The following is a 17075-nucleotide window of genomic DNA, read 5'->3' as shown; positions in this document are numbered from 1 at the left end:
CTGATCCAGGCTGGGTCCCGGATCACGTGCTGGCATGGTGGGTCATCGGGACTGCTGGAGTTCCTCCAGGGAGGCGCCGTTCAGGATGCGTGCCACGTTTGTCGTGTGGTCGTCGGTCACGAGTTTTCGCGCCAGGTCGTCCAGGCCGGGGAAGTCGCCGAAGCGGGTCTGGAGGAAGAGTTCCATCGAACGGCAGTCCTTGCTCCCGTCCTTCCTCGCGTCCCTCCTCGCGTCCGCGTTCTCGGTTTTCCTGGGCGATCTCGCGGCCGGTTTCGGTTTCTGCCAGGTTGAATTTCATACTCTTGCTCCTCAACGCGTTGACTACTTGAGCTGCGATGGTGTGCTCGGCGAGCATGCTCAAGTCGATCAGGACGAGTCGTTCTTCGGGGTTGGTCAGTTCAGCGATCCGGTCGGCGACCCGGTCGGCTACGTCGGGTGGGCGCCGGCTCGACCAGAGGGCGAGCGGGGCCAGGGGGGCTGCGCAGTAGCGTGTCCGGGTCGAGGTCGTCGGGGACGTTCACCGAGTGGTATTCCAGGCGCAGGTGATCGCGCTGGAAGGAGCCGGGGTAGCCGCCGCCGGCGGGCCATACCACGGTTTGGTGGATCCGGTGGTGCGGCTCCTTTGTACAGGCCGTCGTAGTCCCGGGTGGCTTCTCGTGGTCGCGGTATCTCGGGGCGGTTGTCAGCCGGAGTGCGGGCCGTGTCCTTCGTTGTCCGCGCGTTCCCCGATGTGCTGGATGGCATGCGACAACTGTACGCACGTCAGCTGTCGCGCGACAATGGGTGGTGGTGTACTGGACTCGGCAGGTCGCGGACGGCCTGCCGGTGATCACGCCACCACCGCCGGCCCATTCCTGCCTCGTCGGAGCACCACACCAGCTCAACGACCGGCGCCCATGATTCGAGAGACGGAACCTGGCGGCCGGCACGATCAGCCCAGGTAACCGACCGCGGCGGAGCCGGTGGCCAGCCGTACCGGGTACGCCCACCGGCGCAGCGACTGGATCATCTTCGCCGCGCCGCCCGGGTTCGCCGAGTGGATCAGGATGAGCCCGATGTCGAAGGGCCGTTCCTCGAAGGCCGCCCGTTCCAGCACCGCCACCACCGGCCAGATCGTGTCGTCGTCGCCGAGGTCGTGGTCCAGCCACAGCTCGTCGATCCGCTGCTCCCGGAGCCGGTCGAGCAGGGCCACGCCGGCCGCGCTGGTCCGGGCGACCTCGGCGGTCCTGCCGTCAGCGAACGACCGCAGGTCGTCGATCAACACCATCATCCGACGATTATCGGGCGGCCCGCGCTCGGCGCCTGCCCGGCAGCAGCAGGCTCACCAGCGCGATGACCACCGACACCCCGGCCGCGATGAGGAAGACCCGGTGGTACGCCGAGGGGGCGGCAGACCCGGCGGCGGTGGCCAGGGCCGCCAGGCCGATGGCCGCGCCGGCCTGCTGGGCGGTGGCCGCGATCCCGCCGGCGATCCCGGTGTCGCCGTCCGGGACGCCGGTAGTGGCGGTGGCCATCAGGGCCGGGAAGACCAGCCCGATGCCGGCCGCGATCAACAGTGTCGGGCCCAGTGCGCCGGCGAGGTAACCGGTCCCGGTGCCGGCCCGGGACAGCCAGCCGAACCCGGCCAGGAAGAGGCCGCAGCCGGCCAGCACCATGGCCCGGGAGCCGAGGCGGGGCAGCAGCCCGGCGGCCTGCCGGGCGACGAGCGGGAAGGCCAGCGCGGCCGGTGTCTGGCTGAGGCCGGCGGCGAGCGGGCGGTAGCCCAGCACGTCCTGGAGGAACAGGGCGGTGAAGTACCACATGGCGATCGCGACGGTGCCGAAGAGCAGGAGCAGGACGGCACCGACCGCCACCCCGCGGATCCGCAGCAGCCGCAGGGGCAGGACTGGACGGGTGGCGACGCGCGCCTCGACGACGACGAACAGGCCCAGCAGGAGCAGGCCGGCCGCGATCGGCCCGGCGACCGGGCGGGCCGTCCAGCCGTGGCCGGCGGCGGACATCACCCCGTGGATGAGCGCGGCCAGGCCCGCCGTGCCGCAGAGCGCGCCGATCAGGTCGAGCGGTTCCCGCCGGACGGCGGTACCGGCCAGCGCGGTCAGGGCCAGCGCGATCAGCGCCGCCCCGATCGGCACGTTGATCAGGAACACCCAGCGCCAGGACAGCCCGCTGGTCAGCAGGCCGCCGGTCGACGCGCCGGCCAGGCCACCCACCCCGCCGGCGGCGGACCAGGCGCCGAACGCCCGGGCCCGGGCGTGCCCCGCGGGGAAGCGCGTGTTGATCACGACCAGGATGGCCGGGGCCAGCAGGGCGGCTCCGGCACCCTGCGCGATGCGGGCCGTCACCAGGACGGCCGGGGTGGCGGCCAGCCCGCCCGCCAGGCTCGCGCCGGCGAACAGCAGCAGGCCGGTGGTCAGCATCCGGCGCGGGCCGAACAGGTCGGCGGCGCGGCCACCGGGCAGCATCAGCCCGGCGAAGGCGAGCAGGTAACCGTCGACCACCCAGGTCAGGCCGGTGCCGGCGAAGCCCAGGTCGCGATCGACGGCGGGCAGCGCGACGTTCACGATGGACGCGTCCAGGATGACCATGAACTGGCAGGCGCAGGCGAGCGCCAGGACGAGCCGGCCGTTCCGCGTGCCGGGCGGCCCGGCCACAGCGCTGTCGGTGATCATGCGCCGCGCACTGTCGCCGCGGGCCCCGGCTGCGGCCGCTCCCGGGCGCCAGCGATGGGGGGCCTGAAGTGGACGACGTCGACGGTCACTGGCATGGGATGCCTCCCGGGCATGCCGTAGAATTGGTTACGCGCATAACGTTATCCGCATAACGAATCCCGTCAAGGGAGGAGCGGCAGTGGACTTCGACCAAGCCGACGCCGTCAACCAGGCGATCCGCCTGCTGAGCCTGCGTCACCGAGCCCGGATCGCGGAGCTGCTGGTGCCGCTCGGCCTGCACCCGGGCCAGGAGGCGGTGGTGCTCGAACTGGCCCGTACCGGTCCGATGATCCAGGCGCAGCTCAGCCAGGCGCTCAACGTCGAGCCGCCGAGCGTCACGCTGATGACCCGCAAGCTGGAAGCCTCCGGCCACCTGCGTCGCACCGCCGCGCCCGCCGACAAGCGAGCCAGCGTCGTGGAGCTGACCGACCGCGGGCGAGCCCTGGCCGAGCAGGTCAGGCGACTGTGGTGTGAGCTGGCCGAGGAGACCGTGGCCGGCCTGCCCGCCCCGGCCCTGGCCGGGCTGCCCGGCCTGCTGACCGCGATGGCGGACAACGTCGACGCCCGCGGCGCCCGTCGCCGGGGCGGACGCCGGGAGCCGGATCAGGACAGGGGATCCCAGTCGGTGGCGTAATGGGTGAGCGAGGCGGCCAGGTCGGGGTGCGAGGCGACCCACAGGCTGTCGAACAGGTACCACTGCTGGAAGCCGAGAGTGTCGCTGCAGTGCATCGCCATCTGGGCCAGGTGACCACCGACCTGGATTAGCGAGGCGTCCGGGCGGCGACCGGCATCGAACACCGGGTCGCCGATCCGGGACAGGGCCGCCCGGTGTGGGTCGTCCAGGGCGTCCAGGTCGTCGGGCCAGGGATCGCCGGCGCCGCGGCCGAAGCCCGGCCACAGGTTCGCCCGGCGCAGGGCGGGCAGCAGGGCCGTCTCGCCCGGCGCGCGCAGGGCGGCGAGCACCCGCAGCTCCGGCGGCCAGCTCCGGCGCGCCGCGCCCGGCAGGTGGGCGGCCAGCTCGGCCAGCTCGATGCCGGGGAAGACCACCTGGTCGGCGCACTCCAGGCTGGCGCCGTCGTAGTAGGTGAGGAAGGTGGCGTACGTCGTCGGCGGGCCCGGCGGCTCCTTCTCCGCGTCGTCGGGCAGCGGCCAGGACTCGTGCAGCAGGTAGGCGAGCCGGTCCGCGGCGGTGGCCACGACCCGGTCGTCCAGGAAGTAGTAGGCCAGCTCCACCACGCCGTCGTCGGTACGCACCCGCAGGCTGTGCTCGTCCATCCGGATGTAGTCGGTGTCGCCCTCGACGTGCAGGTGCCGGTGCAGCAGCGCCCGTAACTGATCAGTCGTCTCCGGGCGCGGCAGCCGGTGCTCACGGGCCGCGTCGAAGATGGTGCGCAGGCCGTGGACGTCGGCGCCCAGCTCGGCCGCGATCATTCCGGAGTGCTCGTTCCGCGCCCAGTGCCGCCGGAACCAGTCGAGCACCGTGGCATCGGGCAGGCGCCGCACCAGCTTGCTCAGCGGCCCCTCGTAGTGCGACCGATAGACGAAATACACCGCCCGAGGCTATCCGCGCCGATGCCGCGGCGGCGCCGGATTCGCGGTTCAGCCGCGGTCCCCGCGGCGCAAGACGGTCAGGATGCCGTGTCGAACCGGTGCCGCGAGCGCGCGGCGACCGGTCGGATTCCGGAATACCGGTGACCGGAAGGGACTTGGCGACAGTCATGACGACCACCGCATTCGACCCGCACGCCCTGATCGCGGAGAGCCGGCTCGGCATTCTCGCCACGATCCGGCGGGACGGGCGTCCGCAGTTGTCCCCGATCCTGCCGTTCTACGACCGGGCCGAGGGGACGATCTACGTCTCGATGACCGAGGGCCGGGCCAAGACCGCGAACCTGCGCCGCGACCCGCGCGCCTCGATCCAGGTGACCAGCGCCGACGGCCGGGCCTGGGCCACCGCTGACGGTGACGCCACGCTCATCGGGCCCGGCGACGACCCGCACGGCCCGGAGGTCGAGGCGCTGGTCGACTACTACCGGCGGGCCGCCGGGGAGCACTCGGACTGGGACGAGTACCGCGCGGTGATGGTCGCCGACCGCCGGGTGCTGCTGGCCCTCAAGGTGACGCACGTCTACGGACAGTCGCTCCAGTTCGATTGACCTGTACCCGGAGGTACGGGTTTAGCGTCCGTCGCATGAACGCGATCAGCAGTGTGCACGCCCGGGAAATCATCGACAGCCGCGGAAACCCGACCGTCGAGGTCGACGTGGTGCTGGCGGACGGGACCAGGGGGCGGGCGGCAGTGCCGTCCGGGGCCTCGACCGGTACCCGGGAGGCGGTCGAGCTGCGGGACGGCGATCCCGGGCGGTACCACGGCAAGGGGGTGCGGCGGGCGGTCGAGGCGGTCAACACCGAGATCGCCGCGGCGCTGAAGGGACACGACGCCACCGACCAGGCCGGTGCCGACCGGGTGCTGATCGAGCTGGACGGGACCGCTGACAAGTCGCGGCTCGGCGCCAACGCCACGCTCGGCGTCTCGCTGGCGCTGGTCCGGGCCGCGGCCGGCAGTGCCGGGCAACCGCTGTATCGATACCTCGGCGGAGCGGACGCCACCCTGCTGCCGATGCCGCTGATGAACATCGTGAACGGCGGGGCGCACGCCGACAATCCGCTCGACTTCCAGGAGTTCATGATCGTCCCGGTGGGCGCGGGGACGTTCGCCGAGGCCGTACGCATGGGGTCGGAGGTTTTCCACGCGCTGCGCGGCGCGCTGCGTGCGGCCGGGCAGAACACCAACGTGGGCGACGAGGGCGGCTTCGCCCCGGACCTGCGGACCGCCGAGGAGGCGCTGACGTTCGTGACCGAGGCGATCGCGGCGACCGGGTACCGGCCCGGCGCCGACGTGGCGATCGCGCTCGACCCGGCCGCCTCGGAGTTCTACCAGGGCGGGCGCTACCTGCACCGGGATCCGGGCGAGCACGTCGCCTACCTGGCCGGGCTGGTCGACGCGTTCCCGATCGTGTCGATCGAGGACGGGGTGGCGCAGGACGACCACGCCGGCTGGGTCGCGCTCACCCGGGCCATCGGCGGGCGCTGCCAGCTGGTCGGCGACGACGTGTTCTGCACCAACGAGGCGCTGCTCCGGCAGGGCATCGCGGACGGCGTCGGCAACGCCATCCTGATCAAGGTGAACCAGATCGGCACGCTGACCGAGACCCTGGCCACGGTAGGCACCGCGCGGGCCGCCGGTTACCGGGTGGTGATGTCGCACCGCTCCGGGGAGACCGAGGACACCACGATCGCCGACCTGGCGGTGGCCACCGGGTGCGGGCAGATCAAGACCGGCTCGCTGTCCCGCAGTGACCGGACGGCCAAGTACAACCAGCTGATCCGGATCGAGGAGGAGCTGGGGGAGCGGGCCACGCTTGACCCGTACCTGAGGGTCCGGGTTTAGGGTCTGCGCATGCGGGTGGGTGAGCTGGCGCGCCGGACCGGGACGACGATCCGGGCGCTGCGGTATTACGAGTCGGTGGGCCTGGTGGTGCCCCGGCGCCTGAGCAACGGTTACCGGGAGTACGACCCGATCGCCGAGCGCCAGGTCGCCCAGATCCGTGAGCTGATGGCGCTCGGGCTGGCCGTCGAGGAGACCCGCCCGTTCGTCGAGTCGATCGCCGACGGCACCGAGGACGTGTGTGCCGCGACCCTGGCGACGTTCCGGAGCACGGTGACCGGGCTGCAGCGGCGGATCGGGGAGCTGACCGCGCAGCGGGACGCGCTCAACGCCCGGATCGACGAGGCGGCCCGGTCGGTGGTGACCGGCGTCCCGTCCGGTGGCGCCGGCCTGGCCGGCCTGGTCGGCACGGGGCTGCCGGCATTGCGGTTCTACGCCAGCGACGGGCGGCCGGTGGACCTGGCCGCGCTCGGGCCGGGCCGGACGGTCATCTTCGTCTACCCGCTCACCGGCCGGCCCGGCGTCGACCTGCCCCGCGGGCTGCTCGAGGTGCACGGCGCCCGGGGCAGCACCGACCAGGCGATCTGGCTGCGCGACCACCACGCGGAGCTGCTGGCCGCCGGCGCCTCCCGGGTCTACGGGCTGTCGGCGCAGTCGACCGGGTACCAGCGGGAGCTGGCGCATCGGCTGCGGTTGCCGTACCCCTTGATCCCCGACCCGAAGCTGACCCTGGCCGCCGCCACCGGCCTGCCCACCCTGGCCTCGGGCGACCTGGTGCTCTACGACCGCCTCACGCTCATCGTGTCGGACGACGTGGTCGAGCACGTCTTCCACCCGATCCCGGACCCGCCGTCGCACGCCATGGACGTGATGTCCTGGCTCACCAGGAAGGCGGTCAGGGACGGAAACCGGGACTGATCCGGGCCGATCGCGGGAACGATTGCCGCATGGGCTCGCGAGACGACGGCACGCTGACGGCGGACGGCCGCTACCTGATCGTTGCCGGGCGGCGATGGCGGGCCACCGATCCGACCATCCCGGAGCCGCTGCGTCAGGAACTGGTCGACGAGCTGATGGCGGCCCGCCGGCTGGTCCGCGGCGACCCGGGCGCGGCCCGTCCGCGGGTGCGGGACGCCAAGGTGGCGCTGGGCGAGCGCGGCGAACCGTGGTGGGAGCCGACCCCCGAGGGCCGGCGGGTGCGGCTGGCCGCGACCATCAGGGCGCTGCTGCGGCACCGCCACGCCGACAGCAGCATCTGCCCGAGCGAGGCGGCCCGGGTCGTCGGCGGTGCCTCGTGGCGTGACCTGATGGGCGTCGTCCGGGAGGTGGCCGCCGAACTCGCGGGGGAGGGGACCATCGTCGTCCGGCAGCGCGGCGCCGACGTCGACGTGGCCACCGCGACCGGGCCGGTCCGCCTCGCTCGCGGCGCCGGCTGGTGAGATTCCCCGGATTATGGGGCAAGGCCCGGTGATTCCGCATTAGATGGGAGGAAACGGAGCGCTGCAAAGGGTAGGAAAATGAGCAAATCACGCGTCACCGTACCGGCCGTCGTCGCTCTGCTGGCTCTGGCGGTGCCCTCGTCCTCGCTCCTGCCGGCCGGCCCGGCAGCCGCCTCGGCCGGTACCGCGGCAACCGTGGCGGCCGACCGTCCCGCCTGGGAGAGCGTGCTGGTCACCGGCACGGGCGAGGTGTTCGGCGAGCCCGACACGCTGACCGCCAACCTGGCTGTCGAGGCGACCGCCGGCACGGTCGCCGAGGCCCTGGACCGCGCCGCCGCGGCGGCCACCCGGATGCGCGACGCGCTCGTCCGCGGCGGGGTGGCCAAGGCCGACATGCAGACCTCGGACGTCAGCGTGAGCGTGAAGCGCAACGAGCACAACGAGATCACCGGTTACACGGTGACCCACGGGCTCACCGCGAAGATCCGGAACCTGGGGGCGGCCGGCGCGACGATCTCCGCTGCCGTCACGGCGGGCGGTGACGCGGCACGGCTGAACGGGATGTCGTTCGCCATCGAGAACGACACCGCGCTGCTCGTCGAGGCGCGCCGCAAGGCGTTCGCCGACGCCCGCGCCAAAGCCGACCTGTACGCCCGCGAGGCCGGTCGCCCGCTCGGCCGGGTCCTCCGGGTCAGCGAGGAGACGCCCAGCTACCGAGGCTCGGCGGTGCAGTACAGCGTGCCGGCGGCGGACGCGGCGATGCCCGTCGAGCCGGGCCGGCAGCAGCTCGCGGTGACCGTCACCGTCGAATGGGCGCTCGGCCCGCAGCCGGCCCGGTCAGCGGTGTGACGCCAGCCCGTAGGTGCCGGCGCCGGCCGCCAGGAACACGGCGGCGAGCAGCAGCCAGCCCGGCGTGCCGTGGGCGATCGCCGTCGAGGTGACCACCGCGGGCGCGAGCATGCCGCCGGCCGCGAAACCGGTCTGGCTGATGCCCTGGTAGGCGCCCGGCTGGCGCGCGTCGGCGAGGTCGAAGGCCAGCGACCAGGCGCCCGCCTCGGAGAGCACTTCCGCGACGCTGGCCGCCACCACCGCGAGCAGCAGCAGCCCGATCGCGGCGAGCCTCGGCACCGGTCCCGCGCCGGCGTAGAAAAGGCAGGTCAACACCAGGAAACCGGAGGACACGACTACCGTACGCCCGGCCGCCCGCACGCCGCTGACCAGGCGCGCCGCCGGCACCTGGAACACCGCGACCAGCACCGTGTTCAGCACCAGCAGCAGCGCGACGACGGTGGCCGGCGCCCGCGTGTGCAGTGTGACCCACAGTGGCATCCCGACGGTGAGCAGCCCGAACTGGATGGTGAGCACGCCGTAGAGGGCGGCGATGCCGACGTACCGGAGATCGCGCAGCGGGGAGCGGCCCGGCGGCGTCGCGGCGGGCCGTGCCGGAGCCGGGGCGGGCGGCGCGAAGCGGCCGCGCAGTGGCATGGCCGAGCCCAGGACCAGGGCGGACGCGGCGAGCATGGCGATCACGTAGGCGGCCGGGGTGCCGGCGGCCAGGGCGGTGGCCGCGAGCGCCGAGCCGACGCCGACGAACACGTTGGTGACCACCCGCAGCCGGGCCCGCACGGTGACCCGGTCCGGGCCGGTGAAGTGCACCGCGAGCAGGGTGGCCTGGGCGGTGCGCTGGGCGCCCTGCGCGCCGGCCGCGGCGCCGGCGATCAGCGTGAAGGTGAGCGCCGAGCCGGCCGAGCAGTACGCCGCCAGGGCCACCGACTGGACGACGGTGGCGGCGACCAGAACCGGCTGCGCCCCGACCCGGTCGGCGAGGTGGCCGGACCCGAAGGCGGCGGCCATCCCGGCCACCCCGGCGACCGTCAGGCCGATGCCGACGATGGCCGGGGACAGCCCGATCACGGTGGTGAAGAAGAGCGCGCTGACCCCGAACAGCACGCCCTTGGCCAGCGAGGCCGCGGCGATGGACAGGGTCAGGGCACGCTCCACCGGGCTGCGGCCGGTGAGTCGTGTGGCAGTGAGGGTCACCCGCCAGTTCTGTCAGCCGCGGGCGGCGGTCACCAGCGATGTAGCGTTCTGCTTCATGGTGGTGCGCTATCGGCTCGACGGGCCGGACCTGGGCGGCGTGCGGTTCGCGATCTCGCCGCTCAACGAGCTGGTGCTGTCGCTGCACGCGTGGCGGGATCCGGGCCGGTACCCGCTGCACCTGCCGTGGATCCGCGAGATGCGGCGGGTGCGCGGGCGGCTCGACGCCGAGCTGCTGGACTGCCTGGTCAACGACGACCTGTGGACGCCCGACTTCCTGACACCCCGGCCGTGGTCGCCGCTGACGCGACTGGCGGACGAGCTGGCGGCGATCCGGCGTACCGGAAACGGGGTTGTCGATCGTGACCTGCGGCTGCTGCACGGACCCGGGAGACTGCCGGCGCCGCTGCGCGGCGCTGATGTCCTGGACCGCATCCTGGACGCGTTGACCGGATACTGGGAGGCGTGTTTCGCACCGCACTGGTCGCGGATGCGGGCGCTGCTCGAAGGCGACGTCACCTTCCGCGGGCGGGAGATCGCGCAGCACGGGCTGGCCGCGATGTTCGCCGGGCTGGCCGGCCGGGTGCGGCTGCGCGGGGACACGGTGGAGGTGCACGTCCGGTCGCAGGTGCACTACACGCGGCCGGCGGCCGGCGGGCTGACACTGGTCCCGTCGATGTGGACCAGCAGCGCCTCGGCCCCGATCCTGCCCGCCGAGCCCCCGATGGTCATCTACCTGGCGCGCGGGCTGGGCACGCTGTGGGAGCCGCAGCCGCTGCCCGCGCCGGGCGCGCTGGCCGGCCTGCTCGGCACGCATCGGGCGGGCCTGCTGGTGCAGCTGGCCACCCCGGCGTCGTCCACCGAGCTGGCCGCCCGGCTCGGCGTGACGGTGACCGCTGTCAACCAGCACCTGCGGGCGTTGCGGGCCGGTGGGCTGCTGGTCAGCGCGCGGCACGGGCGGTCCGTCCTCTATCGGCGTTCGGACCTCGCCGACCGCCTCCTGGCCGGCTGAGAGGATCGGGACCGTGCGGACACCAGCGGCAGTCGACGCGGCCCGGCAGCGCGCCCGGAATAGCCACCCATGACCCGCCGGGTTGGACCCGCCGCGCCTGACCCGGCGGGCCGGCCCGTGCGGACCGGTCAGCCGGTGCGGTCCATGACCCGCCGCGCCTGACCGGGCGGGCCGGCCCGTGCGGACCGGTCAGCCGGTGCGGTGACCGGATCGCCGCCGGCCCGGCCGTCTCGATCCGCCGTAAAGGTGGACGCGGTGGTCCACGTCGTGGTCGGGGCGGCGGGCGAGGAACCCGTCGGCGGGCATCTCGCCGTTGGCGACGAGCACCAGCCAGTCCTCGTAATACCAGCTCGGATCGCACGGGCAGGTGGTGTGGGTGAACCGGAAGTTCGCCCGGTAGCGGCCGACCTCGCCCGGCCCGAGCACGAAGAGACGAGCGGGGCCGCTCTGCCTCGGATGGGCGGCTCTGCCCGGCAACCGGTCGACGATCAGCGTCGCATCCCGGCCGGACAGCCAGAGATCGAGGTCGCCGGCCCGATCGAGGTCACCGCCGACCACGCGGTGACGAGCCACGTAGTGGTCAGCCTCATCGGCGAGCACATCGTGGACGATCAGGCGATCGGCGGGCGTGGACGCCGGAAGCGGCGCCGGGCCACACCGGCCCCGGCGGGCGTTCGCCTGCGGCGCGCCACGGGCCGCCGCGCTCCACCGCACCCGGATCCGCTGAATGGTGATCACGGCTTACCCTGGCGTGCCGGCCCGTCCGCGCGCCAGCGGTTATCGGTGCCGACCCGGTCACCCCGCACGACCGCCGCATTCACGACCCCTCGCCGCCCTGGCCGGTTTTGCCGCCGATTTCCGCCGGCGGCAGGGCGAGGGTGGCGACGCCGCGGCCGCCCTGACCTACCTCACCGGCCACCTCGACTGAGGTCGATCCGGCTGGGTCGGGATGCCTATCGCCAGTGGACGGCGGGGAGCAGGGCGGCCCGGGCGGCGCGTCGCCGCTCCCGCCGGGCGAGCAGCCGCCCCACGCCGGCGCTCGCGCCGGCGCAGACCAGCGTCGCCGGCGCCACCCCGGCCAGCAGCAGACCCCACCCGGCCAGCCAGCTCACCAGGACCGGTGCCGGGGCCGGCCCGGCGAGCGCCACGATGGCGGTCTCGATCAGCGCGAGCAGCACCGCGACAGCGCCCACCGCGGTCAGCGGCAGCAGCACCCAGTGCCGGCCGCGCGCGGTGAGCTCGCCCGCGATGGTGGCCGGCACGCAGACGGCGGCTGCCGCGCCGGCCCCGAGGACCGCCGCCCCGAGCACCAGCAGCGGCCCGCCCAGTGGGCTGCCGATGCCCTGATCGGTCCCTAACGACCAGGCGAGCAGGCCGGCGAGCAGCAGCACCGCCTCGGCGACGAAGGTCGCCCAGGCGGCCGTCGCGGCGAGGCCGTAACGGATCAGGAATGCCAGCACCGGATGCACGCGCCCCGCCCTCAAGATCAAGTTCGCCGGAGCATACGCGATCACCGATGGTCCCGGGCCGCCGGCCGAGGGCTTGTGCGGGCGCCCGATCGCGGGGCAGGGTGAGTCATGGATCAACCCAGCACCGTCGGACGGATCATCGAGCGCAGCGCGCGACGCACCCCGGCCCGGGTGGCGCTGACCTTCGGTGACCGGTCGTGGACCTACGCCGAGCTGGACACCGCGGCCGGCCGGGTGGCCGCCGGGCTGCTCGCGCTCGGGCTGTCCCACGGCGACCGGGTGGCGGCGTACGGCAAGAACTCCGACGCCTACCTGCTGCTCTTCCTCGGCTGCGCCCGGGCCGGCCTGGTGCACGTGCCGGTCAACTTCAACACCACCGGTGGTGAGCTGGCGTACCTGCTCACCCAGTCGGAGCCCGCCGCCGTCTTCGGTGACGTGGCGCTCGCCGCCGTGCTCGACGCGATCGAGGAGGAACTCGCCGGGCTGCCGCGCCGGACCCTGCACGACGTGCTGGCCTGGGCGGGAGATCCGGACGGCCCGGTGCATCACGAGGACGGGGTCGCCGACGACGACCTGGTGCAGCTGCTCTACACGAGCGGGACCACCTCGCAGCCGAAGGGCGCGATGCTGACCCACCGGGCGCTGGTCCACGAGTACGCGTCCTGTGTCGCGGCCCTCGACCTGCGGCCGGACGACGTGCCGCTGCACGCGCTGCCGCTGTACCACTCGGCGCAGATGCACGTGTTCCTGATGCCGGGCCTGGCCGTCGGGATGACCAACCACCTGATCGAGGCGCCGGTCGCCGACGAGATCCTGCGCCGGGTGCCGCGCGACGGGATCACCTCGCTGTTCCTGCCGCCCACCGTCTGGGTCGGGCTCGGCAATAATCCGGCGGTGGCCGAGGCCGACCTGAGCAGCCTGCGCAAGGCGTACTACGGCGCCTCCATCATGCCGGTGCCGGTCCTGCGGAAATGGCAGGAGCTGCTGCCCGAGGTGGGCTTCTACAACTGCTTCGGTCAGTCCGAGATCGGCCCGCTGGCCACCGTGCTGCGGCCGGACGAGCACGCCGAACGACCGGATTCGATCGGCCGGCCGGTGCTCTTCGTCGAGGCGCGTGTCGTCGACACCGAGATGAACGACGTGGCGCTGGGCGAGGTCGTCTACCGGTCGCCGCAGCTGTGCCGGGGCTACTGGGGCAAGCCGGCGGAGTCCGCCGAGGCGTTCACCGGCGGCTGGTTCCACTCCGGCGACCTGGTGCGGGTCGACGAGGAGGGTTATCTGTTCGTCGTCGACCGGATCAAGGACGTGGTGAACACCGGCGGTGTCCTGGTCGCCTCGCGCGAGGTCGAGGACGTCTTCTACACCCATCCCGGGGTCGCCGAGGTAGCGGTGGTGGGGCTGCCCGACCCGCGCTGGATCGAGGCGATCACCGCGGTGGTGGTGCCGCGCGGCGAGGTGACCGAAGCCGAGTTGATCGCTTTCGCCAGGCAGCGGCTCTCCGCGCACAAGGTGCCCAAGGCGGTGCACCTGGTCCCGGCCCTGCCCAAGAATCCCTCCGGCAAGCTGCTCAAACGGGAACTGCGCCAGCGGTTCGGCGGTACCGCCTCGGCGGTCGGCCGGCCCGAGGTGTGACTGTCAGGTGCCGGCGACGAACTCCCGGATGTGGGTGGCGCAGGCCCGCGGCTGGTCCTCCGGCATCAGGGTGTAACTGTCCGGGACCTCGATCAGGCGGCCCCGCGGAAGCGCCTGCGCCAGCCGGGCCCCGTTCGCCGGGACCATCATCGTCGACTCCGGCGCCCAGAGCACGAGCGCTGGGCGGTCGAAGGTGGACAACCGGGCGGCAGCATCCGTGTATTCGGCGCGCCGCGTCGTACGCAAATAGCCGCGCAGGTCTCGCCGGATCGCGCCGGACGTCAGGGACGGCCGCAACCAGGCGTCCATGACGTCGTGCGGGACCGGGCGTTTCGACATCAGACCGAAGTTCGTCGGCGCGCGGCGCAGGCCGCGGATCCGCAGCGCCTGCAAGGCCAGGAAGGTCGCGCCCGGCACCTTCGACGACAGGTACAGGGTGCGGCCGGGCAGGCCGGGCGGATAGTTCTCGAACGACTCCTGCGGCAGCAGCACCAGGCGGGCCAGGCGTTTGCCGAGGCCGTGCGCGGCGACCAGTTGCGCGCCGCCCCAGTCGCAGCCGACCAGCGTGACGTCGCGCAGGTCGAGCCGGTCGAGGAACTCGGCGACCAGCCGGGCCAGGCCGGGGGCGCTGAGGTCGGCGTCCGGGTTCATCGGGACGCGGTGCGCGCCGAGCGGCAGCTCCAGGGCGAGGCAGCGGTGGCCGGTCCGCAGGTCGGCCACGACGTGGCGCCAGAGGGTCACGCCGACGAAGATGCCGGTGAGGAAGACGAGTACCGGGCCGTCGCCGCCGGTGTCGTCGTACTCGACGGTGCCGGCGGAGAGCGTGACGTTGCGCATGGGCGAGCCCCCGTTCGTCACCGCGAGGCTAGCAATCGGTCCGCGCCGTCGCCAGCGCCCGGCCGGTGCGGAACAGGTGTATCCCGGGCCACGGTGGGCAAGCGGCCACCATGGCATCGGTGGCGGCATCGAGTGAGTGGGTCGACGACGACGGCGTCCGGCAACCGGGTGGCGAGGTGCACGCGTGGACGCCCGGGCTCAACCAGACGCTGTGCGGGCTGGCGCTCAGCCGGACCCGGCTGCGGCGGTTCCCGCACGTGCGGTTCGACTTCCGGCGGACCGACCAGGTGACCGCTGCGGACCAGGTGCGCCACATCTGCCCGCGCTGCGTGGCGGCGACCACTCGACGGGGGGAGCGCTCGTGGACCCGGACCGCGCCGCGGCCGTAGCGCTCACCGTCGGCGTCGAGGAGGAGTTCCTGCTGCTCGACCCGAACACCGGGGAGAACCTGCCGGTCGCCGAGAAGGTGCTGGCCGGCCTGCCCGAGCCGGTCCGGCGGCGCAGCCGGCGCGAGTTCCGGCCCAGCATGGTCGAGATGGTCACCGGCGTCTGCACCGCCACCACCGAGCTCACCGGCCAGTTGCTGGCGAACCGGCGCAGCGTGGCCGAGGCGGCGCACGGGGCCGGCGCGGTGCTGGTGCCGATCGGCGCCACCCCGGTCGCCGAGCGGTTCCCGGAGCCGGCCGACGACCCCCGGTTCCGGGCGATCACCGGGCACTACGGGCCGATCGCCGGTGACCCCTCGGTGTGCGGCTGCCACGTGCACGTCGGCGTGCCGGACGAGGACCTCGCGGTGGAGGTCTGCACCCGGCTGCGCGGCGACCTGCCGATCATCCAGGCCCTGGCGGCGAACTCGCCGGTCTTCGAGGGCGCCGACACCGGCTGCGCGAGCTGGCGATGCGTGCAGCTGGAACGCTGGCCGAGCCTGGGGCCGTGGCCGCACCTGCGGTCGGCCGCGGACTATCGCCGGACGGTCGAGGCGCTCATCGCCTCCGGCGCGATGATGGACGACACCATGGTGCTCTGGTGGGCCCGCCCGTCGGCGTCGTTCCCGACGGTGGAGGTCCGGATCGCCGACGTCTGCCCGCAGGCGGCCGACACCGTGCTGGTCGCGGCGCTGGTCCGGGGCCTGGTGGACACCGCGGCGCGGGCGGCGGAGCGGGGCACCCCGGCACCGGTGGTGCCGGACGTGCTGCTCGGCGCGGCGCACTGGAACGCGGCCCGGACCGGGCTGGACGGCACCCTGCTGGATCCGGTCACCGGCCGGGCACGGCCGGCCTGGGACGCGGTCGCCGAGCTGGTCGACCGGATCGGCCCGGCGCTGCGCCGGCACGGTGACCTCGACCTGGTCACGGCCGGGCTGGACCGGGTCGCCCGGGAGGGCACCGGCGCCGCGCGGCAGCGCCGCCTGCTGGCCGGGGCCGGCCTGTCCGGGATGCTGGACCGGCTGGCGGCCGCGGCCACCGACTGATCAGAAGAGGGCGGTCTGGCCCGGCGTCGGATCGCGACGACCGGACATCGACCCGCGCAGGACGCGCGGCTGCAGCACGGCGGCCCAGGCGGGCTCCGGCTCCGGTTCCGCCTGGGCCGGGATGCTCGGCGCGTCGCCGCCGGTCAGCGCCCACAGCGACGGCCCCAGATTGATGCCGTGTTCGCGCAGGGCGCGGCGGAGCACCAGGTAGTCCAGCGGCAGCCGGGCCGAGTCCGGGCTGGGGACCGGCAGGTCCCGCCGCATCCGCATCAGGCCGCGGTTGCGATCGACGATCACCCGGGCCGCGGGTTCGCTCAGGGCCGCCGCGGCGAGCTCGCCGACGACTTCGCGTACGGCATCGGCACCCGCCTCGAACGCCGCGTCCACCGACCCGAACGCCGCGAGCAACCGGGCCGCCGTCCGTGCCCCGAACCGCCGCACCCCGGGCAGGTTGTCGGACGGGTCCCCGCGCAGCGCCGCGAAATCCGTGTACTGCCACGGATGCACCCCGTACATCGCGGGCAGCGACTCGTGGTCGACCAGCACCGACCGGTCGAAGCCACCGTTGCGGACCCGCAGCACCGAGGTGTTCTCGTCGATCAGCGCGAACGCGTCCCGGTCGCTGGTCATCAGCACCGAGCGCCAGCCCCGCTCCCGGGCCAGCGTCGCGCTGCTGGCCAGCACGTCGTCCGCCTCGTAGGCCGGCGGGACGACAGTGCCGACCCCGGCGGCCCGCAACAGGTCGGGGGCGATCGCCAGCTGGCGGGTCAGCTCGGCCGGTTTCGCCGGGCGGTGCGCCTTGTAGTCCGGGTGATCGGTGCGCCGGGCCGAGTCCAGCGGGCAGTCGAAGCCGACCAGCACCGCGTCCGGGCGCAGGTGGGCGGCGGCGCGCGCCAGGTAGCCGACGAGGCCGCGCAGCGCGGGCGCCGGCTCCGGCGAGCCGTCACTGGCGTGGTACGCCCGGTGCAGCAGGCTGTTCCCGTCGAGGACCAGCAACAACCCACCCGTACGCAGCACCCGAG

Annotated in this window: 19 protein-coding genes; 10 read left to right on the top strand and 9 right to left on the bottom strand. The window is 73.7% G+C overall.

Annotated features, from left to right (window positions below; genetic code table 11):
* Nucleotides 1-42 precede the first annotated feature (42 nt).
* The 3 genes from Actob_RS26970 to Actob_RS26960 all read right to left on the bottom strand — a co-directional run bounded on the left by Actob_RS26970 (nucleotide 43) and on the right by Actob_RS26960 (nucleotide 2669).
* Complete coding sequence (locus Actob_RS26970) at nucleotides 43-186, bottom strand: hypothetical protein (protein WP_284914624.1); 144 nt, start codon at nucleotides 184-186, stop codon at nucleotides 43-45.
* Nucleotides 187-931: 745 nt separating this feature from the next.
* Entirely contained in the window at nucleotides 932-1270 is a 339-nt protein-coding gene (locus Actob_RS26965; RefSeq protein WP_284914623.1) for a cyclic-phosphate processing receiver domain-containing protein, read from the bottom strand.
* Between the two features lie 7 nt (nucleotides 1271-1277).
* Nucleotides 1278-2669, bottom strand: coding sequence for an MFS transporter (locus Actob_RS26960; protein ID WP_284914622.1), 1392 nt, complete (start codon nucleotides 2667-2669; stop codon nucleotides 1278-1280).
* Nucleotides 2670-2847: 178 nt separating this feature from the next.
* Between Actob_RS26960 and Actob_RS26955 the strand changes: the two genes are divergently transcribed.
* Complete coding sequence (locus tag Actob_RS26955) at nucleotides 2848-3342, top strand: MarR family winged helix-turn-helix transcriptional regulator (protein ID WP_284914621.1); 495 nt, start codon at nucleotides 2848-2850, stop codon at nucleotides 3340-3342.
* Here the strand turns inward: Actob_RS26955 and Actob_RS26950 are convergent.
* Entirely contained in the window at nucleotides 3312-4259 is a 948-nt protein-coding gene (locus Actob_RS26950; RefSeq protein ID WP_284914620.1) for a hypothetical protein, read from the bottom strand. The genes Actob_RS26955 and Actob_RS26950 overlap by 31 nt on opposite strands.
* 167 nt (nucleotides 4260-4426) lie before the next feature.
* Between Actob_RS26950 and Actob_RS26945 the strand changes: the two genes are divergently transcribed.
* From Actob_RS26945 to Actob_RS26925, 5 genes are all read left to right on the top strand, one after another.
* Nucleotides 4427-4864, top strand: coding sequence for a PPOX class F420-dependent oxidoreductase (locus Actob_RS26945; protein ID WP_284914619.1), 438 nt, complete (start codon nucleotides 4427-4429; stop codon nucleotides 4862-4864).
* Between the two features lie 35 nt (nucleotides 4865-4899).
* A complete protein-coding gene (gene eno, locus Actob_RS26940) occupies nucleotides 4900-6159 on the top strand; it encodes a phosphopyruvate hydratase (RefSeq protein ID WP_284914618.1) in 1260 nt (419 codons plus the stop codon).
* Nucleotides 6160-6168: 9 nt separating this feature from the next.
* Nucleotides 6169-7074 carry a MerR family transcriptional regulator gene (locus Actob_RS26935; protein ID WP_284914617.1) on the top strand — a complete coding sequence of 302 codons (906 nt, stop codon included), beginning with the start codon at nucleotides 6169-6171 and terminating at the stop codon, nucleotides 7072-7074.
* 29 nt (nucleotides 7075-7103) lie between these two features.
* Nucleotides 7104-7595, top strand: a complete 492-nt coding sequence (locus tag Actob_RS26930; protein WP_284914616.1) for a DUF3253 domain-containing protein — start codon at nucleotides 7104-7106, stop codon at nucleotides 7593-7595.
* Nucleotides 7596-7673: 78 nt separating this feature from the next.
* Nucleotides 7674-8444 (top strand): SIMPL domain-containing protein, encoded by a 771-nt coding sequence (locus tag Actob_RS26925; protein WP_284914615.1) that lies wholly within the window; start codon nucleotides 7674-7676, stop codon nucleotides 8442-8444.
* Here Actob_RS26925 and Actob_RS26920 read toward each other — a convergent pair.
* Nucleotides 8433-9635 carry an MFS transporter gene (locus tag Actob_RS26920; protein WP_284914614.1) on the bottom strand — a complete coding sequence of 401 codons (1203 nt, stop codon included), beginning with the start codon at nucleotides 9633-9635 and terminating at the stop codon, nucleotides 8433-8435. The two genes, Actob_RS26925 and Actob_RS26920, sit on opposite strands and share 12 nt — an antisense overlap.
* A 55-nt stretch (nucleotides 9636-9690) precedes the next feature.
* Between Actob_RS26920 and Actob_RS26915 the strand changes: the two genes are divergently transcribed.
* On the top strand, nucleotides 9691-10644 hold the full coding sequence (locus tag Actob_RS26915) for an ArsR/SmtB family transcription factor (RefSeq protein ID WP_284914613.1): 954 nt from the start codon (nucleotides 9691-9693) through the stop codon (nucleotides 10642-10644).
* Nucleotides 10645-10833: 189 nt separating this feature from the next.
* Here the strand turns inward: Actob_RS26915 and Actob_RS26910 are convergent, their stop codons facing one another.
* Both Actob_RS26910 and Actob_RS26905 read right to left on the bottom strand, forming a co-directional pair.
* The gene (locus Actob_RS26910) at nucleotides 10834-11382 is read right to left on the bottom strand and encodes a hypothetical protein (protein ID WP_284914612.1); all 549 of its coding nucleotides are present in this window, start codon (nucleotides 11380-11382) and stop codon (nucleotides 10834-10836) included.
* Nucleotides 11383-11597: 215 nt separating this feature from the next.
* Entirely contained in the window at nucleotides 11598-12113 is a 516-nt protein-coding gene (locus tag Actob_RS26905) for a hypothetical protein (RefSeq protein WP_284914611.1), read from the bottom strand.
* A gap of 108 nt (nucleotides 12114-12221) precedes the next feature.
* Between Actob_RS26905 and Actob_RS26900 the strand changes: the two genes are divergently transcribed.
* Nucleotides 12222-13745, top strand: coding sequence for a fatty acyl-CoA synthetase (locus Actob_RS26900; RefSeq protein WP_284914610.1), 1524 nt, complete (start codon nucleotides 12222-12224; stop codon nucleotides 13743-13745).
* A 3-nt stretch (nucleotides 13746-13748) separates the two neighbouring features.
* Here the strand turns inward: Actob_RS26900 and Actob_RS26895 are convergent, their stop codons facing one another.
* A complete protein-coding gene (locus Actob_RS26895; protein ID WP_284914609.1) occupies nucleotides 13749-14582 on the bottom strand; it encodes an alpha/beta fold hydrolase in 834 nt (277 codons plus the stop codon).
* Nucleotides 14583-14692: 110 nt separating this feature from the next.
* On the opposite strand from Actob_RS26895, the gene Actob_RS26890 reads away from it, so the two are divergent.
* Together Actob_RS26890 and Actob_RS26885 are read left to right on the top strand one after the other, a co-directional pair.
* Entirely contained in the window at nucleotides 14693-14971 is a 279-nt protein-coding gene (locus tag Actob_RS26890; protein WP_284914608.1) for a hypothetical protein, read from the top strand.
* Nucleotides 14944-16053 (top strand): carboxylate-amine ligase, encoded by a 1110-nt coding sequence (locus Actob_RS26885; RefSeq protein WP_284914607.1) that lies wholly within the window; start codon nucleotides 14944-14946, stop codon nucleotides 16051-16053. Before Actob_RS26890 ends, Actob_RS26885 begins: the two co-directional genes overlap by 28 nt.
* On the opposite strand, the gene Actob_RS26880 is transcribed toward Actob_RS26885, so the two are convergent.
* Nucleotides 16054-17070, bottom strand: a complete 1017-nt coding sequence (locus Actob_RS26880; protein WP_284914606.1) for a 5'-3' exonuclease — start codon at nucleotides 17068-17070, stop codon at nucleotides 16054-16056.
* Nucleotides 17071-17075 lie beyond the last annotated feature (5 nt).

This window comes from Actinoplanes oblitus (genome assembly GCF_030252345.1).
Classification (GTDB): domain Bacteria; phylum Actinomycetota; class Actinomycetes; order Mycobacteriales; family Micromonosporaceae; genus Actinoplanes; species Actinoplanes oblitus.
Note: the sequence above shows the minus strand (reverse complement) of the source record. Positions and strands in the feature narration are given on the sequence as shown.

Bases quoted from the DNA above. Each gene is read 5' to 3' on its own strand.
- Actob_RS26930 (WP_284914616.1), top strand. From the start codon at position 7,104: ATGGGCTCGCGAGACGACGGCACGCTGACGGCGGACGGCCGCTACCTG.
- Actob_RS26945 (WP_284914619.1), top strand. From the start codon at position 4,427: ATGACGACCACCGCATTCGACCCGCACGCCCTGATCGCGGAGAGCCGG.
- Actob_RS26900 (WP_284914610.1), top strand. From the start codon at position 12,222: ATGGATCAACCCAGCACCGTCGGACGGATCATCGAGCGCAGCGCGCGA.
- Actob_RS26960 (WP_284914622.1), bottom strand. From the start codon at position 2,669: ATGATCACCGACAGCGCTGTGGCCGGGCCGCCCGGCACGCGGAACGGC.
- Actob_RS26890 (WP_284914608.1), top strand. From the start codon at position 14,693: ATGGCATCGGTGGCGGCATCGAGTGAGTGGGTCGACGACGACGGCGTC.
- Actob_RS26895 (WP_284914609.1), bottom strand. From the start codon at position 14,582: ATGCGCAACGTCACGCTCTCCGCCGGCACCGTCGAGTACGACGACACC.
- Actob_RS26915 (WP_284914613.1), top strand. From the start codon at position 9,691: ATGGTGGTGCGCTATCGGCTCGACGGGCCGGACCTGGGCGGCGTGCGG.
- Actob_RS26925 (WP_284914615.1), top strand. From the start codon at position 7,674: ATGAGCAAATCACGCGTCACCGTACCGGCCGTCGTCGCTCTGCTGGCT.
- Actob_RS26970 (WP_284914624.1), bottom strand. From the start codon at position 186: ATGGAACTCTTCCTCCAGACCCGCTTCGGCGACTTCCCCGGCCTGGAC.
- Actob_RS26965 (WP_284914623.1), bottom strand. From the start codon at position 1,270: ATGATGGTGTTGATCGACGACCTGCGGTCGTTCGCTGACGGCAGGACC.
- eno (WP_284914618.1), top strand. From the start codon at position 4,900: ATGAACGCGATCAGCAGTGTGCACGCCCGGGAAATCATCGACAGCCGC.
- Actob_RS26935 (WP_284914617.1), top strand. From the start codon at position 6,169: ATGCGGGTGGGTGAGCTGGCGCGCCGGACCGGGACGACGATCCGGGCG.